At 39.3% G+C, this 15,055-nt stretch carries 15 protein-coding genes; 8 read left to right on the top strand and 7 right to left on the bottom strand.

Features of this window, described 5'->3' with window-relative positions:
• Positions 1 to 16 precede the first annotated feature (16 nt).
• The gene (dnaK, locus tag CVT00_RS06405; protein ID WP_103558619.1) at positions 17 to 1,891 is read left to right on the top strand and encodes a molecular chaperone DnaK; all 1,875 of its coding nucleotides are present in this window, start codon (positions 17 to 19) and stop codon (positions 1,889 to 1,891) included.
• Positions 1,892 to 2,042: 151 nt separating this feature from the next.
• Here the strand turns inward: dnaK and CVT00_RS06400 are convergent, their stop codons facing one another.
• A complete protein-coding gene (locus CVT00_RS06400; RefSeq protein ID WP_107914912.1) occupies positions 2,043 to 2,645 on the bottom strand; it encodes an MBL fold metallo-hydrolase in 603 nt (200 codons plus the stop codon).
• 120 nt (positions 2,646 to 2,765) lie between these two features.
• On the opposite strand from CVT00_RS06400, the gene CVT00_RS06395 reads away from it, so the two are divergent.
• From CVT00_RS06395 to kdsB, 6 genes are read left to right on the top strand one after another with little or no spacing between them, the layout of a single operon-like run.
• On the top strand, positions 2,766 to 3,503 hold the full coding sequence (locus CVT00_RS06395; RefSeq protein ID WP_107914914.1) for an NAD+ synthase: 738 nt from the start codon (positions 2,766 to 2,768) through the stop codon (positions 3,501 to 3,503).
• 10 nt (positions 3,504 to 3,513) lie between these two features.
• Positions 3,514 to 4,644: a DegT/DnrJ/EryC1/StrS family aminotransferase gene (locus CVT00_RS06390; RefSeq protein ID WP_107914916.1), complete on the top strand. Its 1,131-nt coding sequence runs from the start codon at positions 3,514 to 3,516 to the stop codon at positions 4,642 to 4,644.
• Positions 4,637 to 5,557, top strand: coding sequence for a tetraacyldisaccharide 4'-kinase (locus CVT00_RS06385; RefSeq protein WP_107914918.1), 921 nt, complete (start codon positions 4,637 to 4,639; stop codon positions 5,555 to 5,557). The genes CVT00_RS06390 and CVT00_RS06385 overlap by 8 nt, the downstream gene beginning before the upstream one ends.
• A gap of 50 nt (positions 5,558 to 5,607) precedes the next feature.
• Entirely contained in the window at positions 5,608 to 5,922 is a 315-nt protein-coding gene (cutA, locus tag CVT00_RS06380) for a divalent-cation tolerance protein CutA (protein ID WP_107914920.1), read from the top strand.
• Complete coding sequence (gene thrC / locus CVT00_RS06375; protein ID WP_107914922.1) at positions 5,919 to 7,382, top strand: threonine synthase; 1,464 nt, start codon at positions 5,919 to 5,921, stop codon at positions 7,380 to 7,382. The genes cutA and thrC overlap by 4 nt, the downstream gene beginning before the upstream one ends.
• Positions 7,379 to 8,089, top strand: a complete 711-nt coding sequence (gene kdsB / locus CVT00_RS06370) for a 3-deoxy-manno-octulosonate cytidylyltransferase (protein WP_103596722.1) — start codon at positions 7,379 to 7,381, stop codon at positions 8,087 to 8,089. Before thrC ends, kdsB begins: the two co-directional genes overlap by 4 nt.
• A gap of 631 nt (positions 8,090 to 8,720) precedes the next feature.
• Here the strand turns inward: kdsB and dsbD are convergent.
• Positions 8,721 to 10,448: a protein-disulfide reductase DsbD gene (gene dsbD, locus CVT00_RS06365; protein WP_107914925.1), complete on the bottom strand. Its 1,728-nt coding sequence runs from the start codon at positions 10,446 to 10,448 to the stop codon at positions 8,721 to 8,723.
• Between the two features lie 96 nt (positions 10,449 to 10,544).
• On the opposite strand from dsbD, the gene ppk2 reads away from it, so the two are divergent.
• Entirely contained in the window at positions 10,545 to 11,354 is an 810-nt protein-coding gene (gene ppk2 / locus CVT00_RS06360; protein ID WP_103557913.1) for a polyphosphate kinase 2, read from the top strand.
• Between the two features lie 52 nt (positions 11,355 to 11,406).
• On the opposite strand, the gene CVT00_RS06355 is transcribed toward ppk2, so the two are convergent.
• The 5 genes from CVT00_RS06355 to CVT00_RS06335 all read right to left on the bottom strand — a co-directional run bounded on the left by CVT00_RS06355 (position 11,407) and on the right by CVT00_RS06335 (position 14,968).
• On the bottom strand, positions 11,407 to 11,838 hold the full coding sequence (locus CVT00_RS06355) for a trehalose-6-phosphate synthase (protein WP_103557914.1): 432 nt from the start codon (positions 11,836 to 11,838) through the stop codon (positions 11,407 to 11,409).
• Between the two features lie 115 nt (positions 11,839 to 11,953).
• Positions 11,954 to 13,186 carry a major outer membrane protein gene (locus CVT00_RS06350; RefSeq protein WP_103557915.1) on the bottom strand — a complete coding sequence of 411 codons (1,233 nt, stop codon included), beginning with the start codon at positions 13,184 to 13,186 and terminating at the stop codon, positions 11,954 to 11,956.
• A gap of 195 nt (positions 13,187 to 13,381) precedes the next feature.
• Positions 13,382 to 13,921: a thioesterase gene (locus tag CVT00_RS06345; RefSeq protein ID WP_087580924.1), complete on the bottom strand. Its 540-nt coding sequence runs from the start codon at positions 13,919 to 13,921 to the stop codon at positions 13,382 to 13,384.
• Between the two features lie 8 nt (positions 13,922 to 13,929).
• Positions 13,930 to 14,799, bottom strand: coding sequence for a tRNA 5-methoxyuridine(34)/uridine 5-oxyacetic acid(34) synthase CmoB (gene cmoB / locus CVT00_RS06340; protein ID WP_230853809.1), 870 nt, complete (start codon positions 14,797 to 14,799; stop codon positions 13,930 to 13,932).
• A 1-nt stretch (position 14,800) separates the two neighbouring features.
• Entirely contained in the window at positions 14,801 to 14,968 is a 168-nt protein-coding gene (locus tag CVT00_RS06335) for a hypothetical protein (RefSeq protein ID WP_002942642.1), read from the bottom strand.
• Positions 14,969 to 15,055 lie beyond the last annotated feature (87 nt).

Genomic DNA, 15,055 nt, shown 5'->3' with positions numbered 1-15,055 from the left:
CTAATAAAGGAAAAATATGTCAAAAGTTATAGGTATAGACTTAGGTACAACAAACTCTTGTGTGAGCGTTTTTGAGCGCGGCGAGAGCAAGGTTATCCCAAACAAAGAGGGTAAAAACACAACTCCATCAGTTGTTGCTTTTACAGACAAAGGTGAAATTCTAGTAGGTGATGTTGCAAAACGTCAAGCAGTTACAAACCCTGAAAAAACGATATATTCTATCAAACGTATCATGGGTTTGATGAGCAATGAAAAAAATGCTGAAGAGGCAAAGGCTCGCTTGCCATATCATGTTGTAGATAGAAATGGTGCTTGCGCGGTTGAGATCGCTGGCAAGGTCTATACTCCGCAAGAAATTTCAGCAAAAATTCTTATCAAACTAAAAGAAGACGCTGAAGCATATCTTGGCGAGAGCGTGACAGACGCGGTTATCACTGTGCCTGCATACTTTAACGATAGCCAAAGAAAGGCTACAAAAGAAGCTGGAACGATCGCTGGTCTAAACGTGCTTCGTATCATCAACGAGCCAACAGCTGCGGCACTTGCGTATGGTCTTGATAAAAAAGAGGCTGAGAAAATTTTAGTTTATGACCTAGGTGGCGGTACATTTGACGTTACAGTGCTTGAAACTGGCGATAACATCGTTGAAGTTTTGGCAACTGGCGGTAACGCATTCTTAGGTGGTGATGACTTTGATAACAAGATCATCGACTGGCTAGTAAGTGAGTTTAAAAACGAAACTGGTATCGATCTAAAAGGCGATATCATGGCGCTTCAACGCTTAAAAGAAGCAGCTGAAAATGCTAAAAAAGAGCTAAGCTCAGCTCAAGAGACTGAGATAAATTTACCATTTATCACAGCTGATGCGACTGGTCCAAAACACCTTGTCAAAAAGCTAACTCGCGCTAAATTTGAAGGCATGATCGACTCACTTGTTGGCGAGACTATCACTAAGATAAATGAAGTCATCAAAGATGCAGGCCTAAGCAAGAGTGACATCAAAGAGGTCGTAATGGTTGGCGGTTCAACTCGTGTGCCACTTGTTCAAGAAGAGGTTAAAAAGGCATTTGGCAAAGAGCTAAATAAGAGCGTAAATCCAGATGAAGTCGTGGCTATCGGTGCTGCGATCCAAGGTGCGGTTATCAAAGGCGATGTTAAAGACGTTCTACTCCTTGATGTTACTCCACTTAGCCTTGGTATCGAGACACTTGGTGGCGTGATGACTAAGATCATCGAAAAAGGCACAACTATACCAACTAAGAAAAGTCAAGTATTCTCAACTGCTGAAGATAACCAAAGTGCCGTTACTATCATGGTTTTACAAGGTGAGCGTGAGTTTGCAAGGGATAACAAATCACTTGGTAACTTCAACTTAGAGGGCATCCCAGCAGCTCCAAGAGGCGTGCCTCAAATCGAAGTTGAATTTGACATCGACGCAAACGGAATTTTAACCGTTTCAGCAAAAGATAAAGCTACTGGCAAAGCCCAAAACATCACTATCTCAGGATCAAGCGGTCTTAGCGAAGATGAGATAAATAGCATGGTAAAAGATGCTGAGCTTCACAAAGAAGAGGATAAAAAGCGCAAAGATGCAGTTGAGGCTAGAAACCAAGCAGACGCGCTTGTTCATCAAACTGAAAAGAGCATGAGCGAGCTTGGCGAGAAAGTCCCAGCTGAAGATAGAAGCAACATCGAAGCTGCGCTAAATGATCTAAAAGAGGTTCTAAAAGATGAAAACTCTTCAAAAGAGCAAATCGATGCAAAAGTAGAAGCTCTAAGCAAAGCTAGCCACAAACTAGCAGAAGCTATGTATAAAAAAGATGAAAACGCTGGTGCAAACGGCGGAAATAACAAAAAAGACGACGACGTCATAGACGCTGAAGTCGAGTAAAACTCCTAGAGCAGGGCGCTTGCCTTGCTCTTTTAAATTTAATCTATAAATTTAAACTTCTAAACACTTCTTAGCACACGCTCACGACATCATCTTATAAGATAAAAAGTATAAATTTCTAAAATGCAAAAATTTAGCCGCACCCAAAAAATCAAGATCTTTTAACGATCTCCACCCATCTATCAAGCTCTTGTTGCTCGGCTTTTAGCGTGCTACTTTCGCCGTGTCCTGGATAAAGTGCGAAGTCACCCTTTAGATTTTTACATTTTTCTAGGCTTTTTAGCATCTCATTTTTATCCGAATATGGAAAGTCCCAGCGTCCGATGCTACCTTTAAATAAAAAATCCCCACTAAAGATCGCGTCATCTATCTCTATCATCGAGCAGCCTGGCGTATGCCCTGGAAAATGATGAAATTTAAAAGAAAAGTCACCCACTACAAAGCTCTCATCTCCTTGAGCCAAAACATCTGGCACAAAGGTGTTTTTCATATAGCCAAAAATGTCACTCTCACACATAAAAGCGTCAAATTTATTGATATAAACTGGGATTTTTAGCTCATTTTTTAGCTCGCTCACGTCGTAAATATGGTCAAAATGCCCATGAGTGCAAAGTATCGCCTTTAAATTTTGTGCATTTTGCAAAACCCATTTTTTTGCCCCATCGCCTGGATCTATCACTAAACTTGAGCCATTTTTGGTAACGATGTAGCAATTTGTCCCAAAATCGCCAAAACTTTTATGCATTACTCTCATTTCTTACCTTAAATTTATCATTTCTTAAATATTTACATCTTTTTACTTAAACTTAAAGAAAAATTTTAAATTTAATTAGTATAATTTTTGCAAAAGGAAGCAAATTTAGGCAAAGGGACAATGAAGGGGTATCAAAAAATAGAAGAAACCTTAGTTTTTAGCTTAAAAGATAAAACTAAAGGTAAAAAACTACTATTAGGAGTAAGCGGCGGTATTGATTCTGCTGTGGTTGCGACACTTTGTGCGAGAGCAAAGCCAGATGAAACTCATGCACTCATTATGCCAACAGCATCATCAAACAGACAAAATATGGACGACGCCTTAAATTTATGCGAAAAACTAAACATAAAATATAAGGTTTTGTCCATAGAGGGCATTTTAAATGCCTTTTACAAAACGATAGATGTAAATTTAAGCAATTTAAGAAAAGGGAATTTAGCAGCTAGAGTTAGAATGAGCTTGCTTTATGATTATTCATCTAGTATAAACGCTCTAGTCATCGGCACAAGCAACAAAAGTGAGCTTATGCTTGGTTATGGCACGATATTTGGGGATTTGGCGTGCGCGATAAATCCTATCGGAGAGCTTTATAAGAGTGAAATTTTTGAATTTGCAAAACATCTTGGTGTTGATGAAAATTTTATCAAAAAAGCACCTTCAGCCGATCTTTGGGATGGGCAAAGTGACGAGGGCGACATAGGTTACAGCTACGCTGTCATTGATGAAATTTTACAAAATTTAGAAAATAACAAGGAGCAAGCCATCAAAAAGTTTGGATTAAAAGCGGTCTTGGATATAGAAAATAGAGTTGTGTCAAACAGGTTTAAACGACAAATGCCGTTGATAGTGAAAATTTAAAGGATTAAAGATGAGAGAAATTCCGTTTTACAAACCAACTATCACTGAGCGTGAGAGTGAGCTTATCGAAGAGGCTTTGCATTCTGAAAATACCACCGATACGGTTGCTAAATTTGAAGAAAAGCTAAAAGAGTACTTTGGTGCTAAATTTGTTATCACTACAAACAACATCGCAGCAGCGCATCATCTGGCTCTAAGCGCGATGGACACAAAGCGCGGTGATAAGGTCATCTGCTCAGTAAATGCCTTCCCTAGCGTGGCTCAGGCTGTTAGACATTTTGATGCCGAGCCTATCTTTGTTGATATCGATGAAGAGGATTTTAACATCAGCCCAGAAGCCCTTGAAAAGGTGCTAAAAGAGCAAAATCACAAGAAACTAAAATGTGCTTTTATCTCACACATCGCTGGACAAAGCGCTAGACTTGATGAGATAAAGGCTATCTGCGAAAAATATGGCATAGTCGTTTTAGATGATGCAAACCGAGGCATAGGACTAACTTATAATGGCAAAAAAGTCGGTTCAGACTCGTTTTTGTCATGCTTTCAGACAAACTCACGCGTGCAAAATCCTATCTCAACAGTTGGATTTTTCACGACAAATGACGAAGAGGTCTATAAAAAAGCAAAACTACTTCGTAACTATGCCCTTGTAAATGGTATAGATAAATTTGGTAGTTTAAGCTACATCTACGACGTCGTTGATATCGGTTTAAAATATGACATAAACTCGATAAATGCGGCATTTTCTATCGCTCAGCTTGAAAAGACAGACGAGCTTATAAAACGTAGAAAAAAGATCGCTGAAATTTACGATAAAGAGCTTAAAGAGTGTCACAACATCACAACTCCAGTCAAAAAACGCGAGCACATCTACACTCAGTACATCATCAAGATAAATAAAAACCGCGACAGCTTTGCTAGAGAGCTTTTGGAGCGTGGAATTCACACTTCGTTGCACTACATACCGATACATTTGCTAAGTTATTATAAAAATAAATATTCGCTTAAAGTAAATGACTTCCCAAATGCTCTAAAGACATATCAACAAGTCTTGTCGCTACCTATATATCATAGTTTGAGCGACGAAGAGGTGCAATACATCTGCAGCACAGTAAAAGAAATTTCTAAATCTCGTGTTTAAGAAATTTAACATCCTTTTACACGCATGGGCGAATGACTACTTCTTTCGCCCAAATTTCTTTCAAATTTTACTAGCATTTTTACTTCTGCCACTAAGTCTTATCTATGCTCTAGTCGTTATTTGCAAGAAATTTAGCGCGCGAAAAAAAGATCTAGGCATAAAGATAATAAGCGTTGGAAATTTAACCCTTGGAGGAAGCGGCAAAACACCACTTTGTGTCGCTATCGCTAAAAATTATGAGGGCGCTTTTATCATTCTTAGAGGCTATAAAAGAAAGAGCAAAGGCATGCAAGTTGTCGCAAGAGATGGCGAAATTTTACTTGACGTGGCAGCAAGTGGCGATGAGGCGATGATATATGCCACAAGCCTCAAAAACGCAAATGTGATAGTGAGCGAAGATAGAAAAGTAGCCATAGACTACGCCAAAAAGCATGGCGCAAAGTATATCTTACTGGATGATGGGTTTTCTAAATTTGACATAGCTAAATTTGACATCTTGGTACGTCCAAACCCAGAGCCAAAGCTAAAGCTTTGCCTGCCAAGTGGGGCTTATAGATATCCATTTAGCTTTTATAAATTTGGTGATTTTATAGCGCATGAGGGGCAAACTCACTTTAGAAAGAGCGAAATTTTAAATAAAACCGAAAAAATGGTGCTAGTTACCGCCATAGCAAACCCAGCGCGCCTTGAGGCATTTTTTAGCGAGTGCGTGGGACAGGTATTTTTCCCTGATCACTACGACTTTTCAAAAGAAGAGCTAAGCGAAATTTTACAAACCTACGGCGCCACCTCGCTTTTGATGACACAAAAAGACTATGTAAAGGTAAAGGATTTTGGGCTGAGAGTATCGCTTGTAACGCTTGAAGTTACGCTAAGCGAGGAGTTTAAAAAGGTTTTGGCGCAGCAAATTTAAGCCCATTTTGTTATAATGAGCCACTTTTTAAAAGGAAAATTTAGATCAAAATGAGAATTTTAATCACCTCAGTCGCAAAGAAAAAAGAGGCAAAAAAACTAAGCAAAAAGCTCGTAAAAAAGGGCCTTGCAGCTTGCGTGAGTAGCTTTAGCGCAAAGAGCATTTATCTTTGGCAAGAGAAGCTTTGTGATGAAAAAGAGCAAATTTTACTCATAAAAACGGACGTGAAATTTAAAAAAGTGGCTAAATTTATAAGAAAGCACCACAGCTACGAAACCCCAGAAATTTTGACACTTAAGCCAAAAGAGGTTTTTAAAAAATATGAAAATTGGATAAAAAAATCAACCACAAAAGGCAAAAAATGAGACTAACACCAACTAGAAGCGTGAAAGATGAAAAGGTAAAAAACGTAAATTTAAGCACAGCTATGCTTAGCCCAAGCTCCGCTCACGGCGGACTTTACGCGCCAAAGAAGCTACCAAAGATCACAAAGGCAAAGTGGCAAGAGCTCTCAAACCTAAGCTACGAAAAGCTCGCACTTCACATCATCTCGCTATTTAAATTTGATGTATCTGAGGCGTTTTTCAAAAAGGCGCTCAAGAGATATGCAAGCTTTGATGATCCAAAGCACCCAGTCATTTTTAAAAAAATAGATAAAAATTTATACGTAAATGAGCTCTATCACGGTCCAACAAGAGCGTTTAAGGATATGGCGCTTCAGCCCTTTGGCTCGCTGCTTAGTCAGCTAGCAAAAGAGAGAGGCGAAAGATACCTTATCATGTGCGCAACTAGCGGCGACACGGGCCCTGCGACACTTCAAACCTTTGCAAACGACGAGAATATTAAGGTCGTTTGCCTCTATCCAGATGGCGGCACGAGCGAGGTGCAAAAGCTGCAAATGCAGACCATGCAGGGTGAAAATTTAAAGGTTTTTGGCATAAAAGGCGACTTTGACGACGCTCAAAGAGCGCTAAAAACGCTGCTTGCAAATGATAAATTTAAATCTGAGCTTAAGAAAAAGCGCCTTAAACTAAGCGCGGCAAACTCGGTAAATTTTGGCAGAATTCTCTTCCAGATCATCTACCACGCCTACGCCTACGCAAATTTGCTAAAACAAAAGGCACTTAAGGCAAACGAGAGTTTTGACATCATCGTGCCAAGTGGAAATTTCGGCAACGCACTCGGGGCGTATTACGCTAAAAAAATGGGCGCAAAGATCGGCAAGATCAAGATCGCCTCAAACGCAAACAATATCTTGACGCAGTTTTTCACCACCGGCGTTTACGACCTAAGGGATAAAAAGCTGGTTAAGACGATAAGCCCAGCCATGGACATTTTAATAAGCTCAAACGTCGAGCGCTTGCTGTTTGATAAATTTGGTAGCGTTAGAACAAATGAACTCATGCAAAGCCTAGCAAAAGATAAATTTTATAAGCTTAGCAAGCAAGAGCTTGAAGCGCTAAAAGAGGACTTTGAGGCCAGCTGGTGCGACGATAAAGAGTGCGAGGCATACATCGCAAAGCTCGCAAAGAGCGGCTACGCGATCGATCCGCATACGGCTACTTGCTTTAAGATGGTGGATGCTGGCCGCATAAACGTCATCACATCGACCGCGCACTGGGTGAAATTTACGCCAAGCATGATCAAAGCGTGCCAGATCAAAGATACAAAAGATGAAAAAGATGCGCTGGCAAAGACCGCTAAAATCTTAAATGACAGCGTGCCAAGCTCGATAAACTCGCTATTTAGTGCGAAAATTTTGCATAAAAATATCATAAAAGAGGACGAGATCGAAAAGTGCGTCCTAGAATGGATCGAGCGATGATAATCATCCCAGCCCGCCTTGCCTCAACAAGGTTTAGTAATAAAATTTTAAAAGAGATAAACGGCGTGCCGATGTTTGTGGCGACGGCTCTTAGAGTAAGCGGCGTGGACGATGTGGCGGTTGCTGTGGATGAGCCAAGCGTGCTTGATATCGCCAAGGCTCACGGCATAAAAGCTGTGCTAACTAGCAAAGATCATCAAAGTGGCACTGACAGGATAAACGAAGCGGCGCAAATTTTGGGGCTAAGCGAGAGCGAGATCATCATAAATGTTCAGGCTGACGAGCCATTTATCGAGCCTGAAAATATCGCTAAATTTAGGGCATTTTGCGAGCAAAATAGGCAAAATGCCTTTATGTTTTCTTGCTATAAAAAGATGGACGATGAGTTTGCAGATGATAAAAATTTGGTCAAAGTGGTGACTGATTTTGAGGGCTATGCGCTTTACTTTTCAAGATCGAGGATACCATTTAACAGAAGCGAGTGTAAAAGCTACAAGGCACACCTTGGCATCTACGGATACAGCGTAAAGAGCCTAAAAGAGTTTTGCGGCCTCTTGCCTTCAAGCCTTGAAAACACCGAAAAACTCGAGCAGCTGCGCGCCCTAGAAAATGGCAAAAAGATAGCAATGCTAGAGGTTGAAAGTCAAAGTATCGGCATCGATAGCGAAGAGGACTACCAAAGAGCGCTTGCTAAATTTGGCAAATGAGCCTAAATTTGCTCTGTTTGGCGTCTTTACTGCGGCAGAGTAAATTCTAAATTTTTATAAATTTGAGTAATGATTTAGCTAATTTTTTGCCTTTGATTTTGCGGTCTAGCTAAATTTAGCCCTGTTATTGGTTAAATTTACTACGAATTTCATATTTTAAATTTATTTGAATAATTTTGTCTATGTGCTGAGATGTTTTAAATTGCAAACTTGACTTAAGTTTTTTGATCTCGTGGTCTTGTTCGTACGTGGTTTGGCAAAAAAAATTGATTAAATTTTGGTTGCGTTGCTACCTTGGTGCAAAGCTAAATTTAGTTTCTATTTCTATTTGTTGGCATGTTTTAAAATTTGATAAAATTTAAGATGACCGCAAGTTTGGCTAAAGTTTTTTGTTTTTGGTCTTATTGGATGTGAGATTGAGCGAAATTTGATTAAATTTTAGTTGCTTTACAATCCTAGAATTAAACTAAATTTACTGAAATTTTGCGATTTTACTTACGTCGCCAAATGATATAAATTTGATAGTCTAAATTTACTTCTTTGCTATATTTCTAGCTAGTTACAAGGTCTGCAAAGCCTAGAAAAATTTGGCTGATAAATTTAAAATTCCAGCCAAATTTGCTTTTTTAATCTAAATTTTCTCAAGCTTTGCTATGAAATTTTTAGCATTTATAAAGCCGATCGTCCTAAGCGCTTTTTGCTCTTCGCCGTCTTTAAAAAGTAGAAGTGCAGGCGGATCAATGAGCCCAAAATTTCTTAACATCTCATCGTTTTGCGCCCCACCACTTGTCACGTCGATGCGAATAAGCGTAAAATTTGCCAAAGCATTTTTCACGCTAGCGTCTTTAAAAGTGATGTGCTCTATCTCTTTGCAGCTCGCGCACCACTCGGCGTAAAAATCCACCAGCACTGGCTTGCTTGAACTTTTTATCATCTCATTTAGCTCGTTTAAATTTTTAGCTTGTTTGAAATTTAGCTCGCTCTCATTTTTGGCTAAATTTAGCCCAGAAAGCGGCGAAAACGCGTCTTTTGAGCCCAAAAATGCGCCGATTATCAGCATGAGCGAGTAGATAAAGACCAGCACGAAAAGTGCTTTTTTAAATTTAGACCAGCCGTTATTTGCTGCCTCAAATGCCCCAAGATAAATGGCTGCAAAGACGCCTATGACGCCATAACCAAGTAGCTCAAAAAACGCTCCAAGCACGCGTGCAAGGATCCAAACGGCCATGATGAGCATCAAAAAGCCAAAGAGTTTTTTAATTTCATCCATCCAGCCACCAGGTCTTGGCAGGAGTTTGCCAGAGCTTAGCCCTATCACAAGAAGCGGTGCGCCCATGCCAAGCCCCATGACAAAGAGCATGATGCCCCCATAAAGTGCGTCGCCGCTTTGCGCGATGTAAAGAAGTGCGCCTGCTAGCGGTGCTGCTACGCAAGGCGAGACGATGAGCGCTGAGGCAAAGCCCATGATGAAAACGCCGATGAGACCTGAGCTGTTTTGCGACTTTTTGCTGATTAAGTTTTCAAATTTAGAGGGCAGCTTGATGTCGTAAAAGCCAAACATACTAAAGCTTAAGATGACAAAAATGGCCGCAAATGCGCCAAGCATGTAGATGTTTTGGAGTGCCCCTGCGATGCCAAAGCCAAGTAGGCTTGCTCCAACGCCAGCAAGCGCGTAAGCAAGGCTCATCGCAACTACATAAACTAGCGAGAGCAAAAAGCCTTTTTTAGCATTTAGGCTGCCGCCCTTTGAGACGATGATACTTGATAAGATCGGTATCATCGGAAAGACGCAAGGTGTGAGCGAAAGCAAGAGACCGTAGCCAAAAAATGTCGCAAGCGAGATAAAAAAGTTTTTGCTGCTTAGCTCGTTTGCGATGCTTTGATCTTCTGAAAGCTCGGTAAATTCAGGATTGGTTTCATCTTTTTGCTCTTTTTCAAAGGCTATGATGTTAAATTTGCCAAATTTCTCAAAGATGTCATAAATTTTATTTTGCGGGCGGTAGCAAATGCCATTTTTAGCGCAGCCTTGATAGCTTAAATTTAGCCTAGCATTGCCGTTTTTAAGATGCTCTTTTACTAAATTTAGTGGGATAAACAGTGAAAAATCTTTTGGGTAAATTTCGTATTCGCCAGTGTTTTCACTCTTTGGCATATTTAGCAAAGAATTTATCTTCTCTTCACCAAGCTTAACCTCAAAGCTATCTTTATAAAGGTAGATATTTTCGCCAAATTTAAACTTGATCTCAACGCCTTGTTCGTCGATACTTGGGCTTAAAACAAATGCCTTGCTAACATCTAAAACCTCGGCAAAAAGTGAGCTTGCAAACAAAATGAGAGAAAAAATAAATTTAAAAAACATGCTAATCCTTGCTAAATTAAAAGAGATGATTTTAGTCTAAATTCTTAAATTTATTCTATTTTATAGTAAAATCTTGAAAATTTAGAAGGAGCGAAGATGTCAAAGGATAAAAAACACCAAAAATCCGATAAACTCGGCTACGAAGATGAGCTTAGGCTGCTTCAGATAGAACTTTTGAAATTCCAAAATCATGTCAAAGACAAGGGACTTAGAGTGCTTATGCTAATGGAGGGTCGAGACGCGGCTGGCAAGGGCGGCACGATAAAGCGCCTAACAGAGCATTTAAATCCACGTGGTTGCCGTATAGTAGCGCTTACAAAGCCAAGTGATGTCGAGAAGACGCAGTGGTACTTTCAAAGATATGTGACGCACCTGCCAAGTGCTGGCGAGATCGTCATCTTTGATAGGAGCTGGTACAACAGGGCTGGAGTTGAGCCAGTGATGGGCTTTTGCACGCAGGCTGAGCATAAGGAATTTTTGCGTGAAGTGCCAAAATTTGAAGAGATGATCATAAACTCAGGCATCATTTTTTTTAAAATTTACCTCTCGATCACAAAAGAGGAGCAAAAAAAGCGCTTCAAAGAGCGTCTAAATGACCCACTAAAGCAGTTTAAGATCTCTCCAGTAGATCAAAAAGCGCAAGAGCTTTGGGATCAGTACTCCATCGCCAAATACTCGATGCTGCTAGCCTCTCACAATAGCATCTCGCCGTGGGTGATCGTCTCAAGTGACAATAAAAAAGAGGCGAGGTTAAATGTCTTTAAATTTATCCTAACTCACGTCGAATATCCAAAAAAGATAGATGAGTATCTAAAATACGACAAAAGCGTCGTAAGAGATGGAAGTGAGGAGATCAAGCGCATAGAAGAGGGGCTAAATAAGGATAAGCTAAAAAGTATCGACTGAAAATTAGACTTGGCTGCAAATTTGGGCTTAAATTTACAGCCAAATTTTACTGCTAAACCCACCACATAAGTTTTGCCAGAATGACCATTATCAGACAAAGCACAAGGGCTATGTGGTGCGAAAATTTACCAAATGGATCTGGCTTTTTTAAGATAGTGACATTAAAAATAGAGATGAAAGTGACAAGGCACATGAGAAGCAAAACTGCGATTTTTGCTAGCAAGAGCTTTTGAAAGTTGCTTTGCCACCAACCATGCTCGCCTCCAAGATAGTCCTTTGCCATAAAAGCTCCGCTTATCAAAAGTAGTAAAAATGCCGTGCCAAAAACCTTTGCACTGCCTTTTGTGTAAGCCTTTTTGACAGCTTCAAGGGTTTGTGGATTTATCGTTTTTTTGGCAAATGGATATATGCAAACATCAAAAAATACATATCCTATAAAGATAATGGCGCAAACTAAATGCGTAATGAGAGAGAAAAGATACATTTTTTGCCTTTTTTTGTTTGGCATTATATAAATTTTATTGGTTATATTTGCTGATTTTGATTAAGTATTGAGAAGTTGAGAAGATCCGAGCGAAAGCTCGCTCGGATAAATGTTTTTAGAAGCTATATTTTGCTTCAAATCTGATACGATTTTGTTTGTAGCTTTCGCCGTCTTTTTTATCTTTAGCAGCTGCATACCAAGAAAGGAATGTAAGTTTTTTGCTATATTTGTAGCTAGCATCAAGAGACCATTCGCTTCTTTTTGCTCTCTCTTTACTAAGAGCCCAGCTATAGCCTTTACCTTGAGTATATCCAGCACCAAAGCCAAATTTATCTATATCATATCCAGTTGTAACAAACCAGTAGTCGTTGTTTCCTTTGATGTTATTGTAGTATTGCTTGCCACCACTCATTACACCATTTAGGATTTTTGCTGGGTTGATAAGTTCGCCATTTGCATCAAGTGTTGCAAATGAAATTTTATTATTGTCTTTGTTCTTAGCATCAAAATCTAAATAACCAGCGTTAAGTTTAGCACCAAATAGTTTTGTGCCAGCTTGAACTGCCCAGAAGTTAGCATCAGCTACATCTTTGTGATCTGAGTCATTGTGAACAAATTGACCTTTTAAGTTTAGATTTACATCATCAGTTACATTAAAGCTTACACCAGCATCAGCACCGTAAAGTGTAGCTACTTCTTGAACATTTGCAATAGCTGCTTTAAATGATACTGGATCATAGCTGCCAGCTGCACCTAAATAGTATATATTGCCAGGAGCGTCACTGATGCTTCCTGCAAGTGTTGTTTTTAGTAGCGGACCATCCAACTCTGTACCGTCACCTTGTACTGCATCAAATGCAGCTGCAGCTAAAGTAAGACCTGGTACGTCAGTATTTATTACTTTTAGACCTGTGCCAGCTACATCTTTGTCATCAAAGAAAGTACCTAATAGTTGTTTACCAGCTGTAATAGCAGTGTTACCTACTTTATAGCCTAGATACATCTCATAAACACCAAATGTTCCTGTTGTGTATGTTTTATCTGTTCCAGCAGCGTTTTTATCACCAGAATCATCAGTTAGATCATATCTTAAATTTAATACACCAAAGAAGTTATCATCTATCGCAGCTTTAAATGCTGTTTGCATTCTAAAAGCATGACCAGCACCACTATTTTTTACTGTACTATTTTGGTTTGAATTTTTTATAAAATCATTTGTATAACGATATCTTGCAAATCCTGAAAGATCTACATTTTTTATAGCTTCTTCAAGTGGAGTTGCACTTGCAACGCTTGAAAATGCACCTAAAGCAACCAAAGCAGCTAAGCTAACTTTTGTAAGTTTCATCTAAATCTCCTTTTGATAAAAAAGTTTTGAAAGGATATTAACACATAAAATTAATTTTTAAGCTTAAAATTCACTAAATTTTCAAAAATTTGTTACCGATCGTTTACCAAATTGAGATATTAGGATAAAATTTCTCTTTTAAAATTTGAATTTATTTGAAGTAAAAGATGAGAATTTATATCTCATCAGTTAAATTTAGCCGTTGTTTTTAGCCTGCGCCTCTTCGCGCTCTTTCTTTTGTCTTATAGCGGCTTCTTTTTGGATATTTTTTTGCTGAGTGACAAAGATATGCTCTTCAAGCGTGACTAGCTGAAAGACGCCCTCAAATATCTTGATCTCTTTTACGTAGCCTATCACTTTTACCTCTCTTTTTCTGCTCTCTTCAAACCTTGCTTGTGCGTCAAATTCGACCACATCGCCAAGCTTTAGCGGTCCAAAGAAATTTATCCTAGCTCCGATGCTAACGCAAAATTCTTCATTTATAGCTAAAAGTGCTGCGTAGTTTGCCCCCATGAAGACAAAACCGCTATGTATGAGCCCTTCAGCATCGCTCACCATGTCAGCTGTGGTAAAAAATCTAGTTTTTGCGTGATTTTTCTCAAGTAAAAATGCCGTTCCACTAAAATTTAGCTTTGTTAAAGGTGCTGTTTTTATCTCGTTTCTTAACGGGTTTTCGTCCTCTGGGAGGATTATTTGCGATTCGTCTTTTGCTTCAAAAATATTTTCATCTGCCATATTTATCCTTAAATTTTAACTCTCACGTAGGCTCTTTTTGGAGCTGGGTAGCCCTCGATGGTCTTTGTATTATCGTCTGGGTCTAAGAAATTTCCAAGACTTTCGCCATCTATCCACTGCGTTTTTCGCTGCTCATTTAGATCAGTCGCCTTTGTATCAAGCAAGCTAAAGTCCTTAAATTTAGCCCTCTCGCACCAGTTTTCAAGTGCGCTAAGCGTTGGCACAAAGTAGATATTTGGAATTTTTGAGTATCTATCCTTTGGGCTTAGAGCAAAGTCGCCATCCATATCTATATACATCGTGTCTAAAAATAGCTCGCCACCAGGATTTAGCGCGGTTTTTAGCTCTTTTAGCATCTTTATAGGATCGCTTCTGTGGTATATCACACCAAGGCAAAAAATGGTGTCAAATTTCGCTGCGTATTCAGGCAAGCTCTCTACTCCAAGAAGCTCGTAAGCGATATTTGAGCGGATAAATTTATTTAAAAAAGCAAATTGCAAATATGTATGCACGCTAGGGTCAAAGCCAGTTATGCTTTTTGGGCCGTACTCAAGCATCTTAAACATATAATATCCATTGTTGCAACCCACGTCAGCCACGCACTTGCCAGCTAAATTTAGGTGTGGGGCAAGGATATTAAATTTAATAAAACTTTGCCACTCGCTATCTATATATATATCATCAAGTAAAAATGGCCCTTTTCGCCAAGGCTTTAGGCTAAGGGCGAGGTTGTAAATTTCATCTTTGCTTGCAGCGTCCAGCTCTTTAAATTTGACATTTACGCTCTCACTAAGGCTAAATTCGCAATCAAAATTTGCTAAATTTTCTATCCTATTTAAAATTTGCTTTTGTTGCTCGTTAAATTTGCTAAGATCCACGCTATTTCCAGTCGACGATGTTGTGCGGACACTCTTTTTGGTAGGTGCCAGTCGCGTCATAATACTCTTTACAATCATTATAATATTGCGTCGAAACTCCACGCTCATTCATATAAAGACAACCATTGCAAAATAGCGCTATAAAGCCTAAAAATATAATCTTTTTCATGTGGCGGATTTTATCATAAATAAAAATTTTATGCTAGAATAGCAGGCAGTTTTAGAGCCAAGTTTGGCTAAGATTAAGCAAAAAGGC

Origin of the sequence: Campylobacter concisus (assembly GCF_003048675.2) — a bacterium.
GTDB classification, from domain to species: Bacteria; Campylobacterota; Campylobacteria; order Campylobacterales; family Campylobacteraceae; genus Campylobacter_A; species Campylobacter_A concisus_F.
Note: the sequence above shows the minus strand (reverse complement) of the source record. Positions and strands in the feature narration are given on the sequence as shown.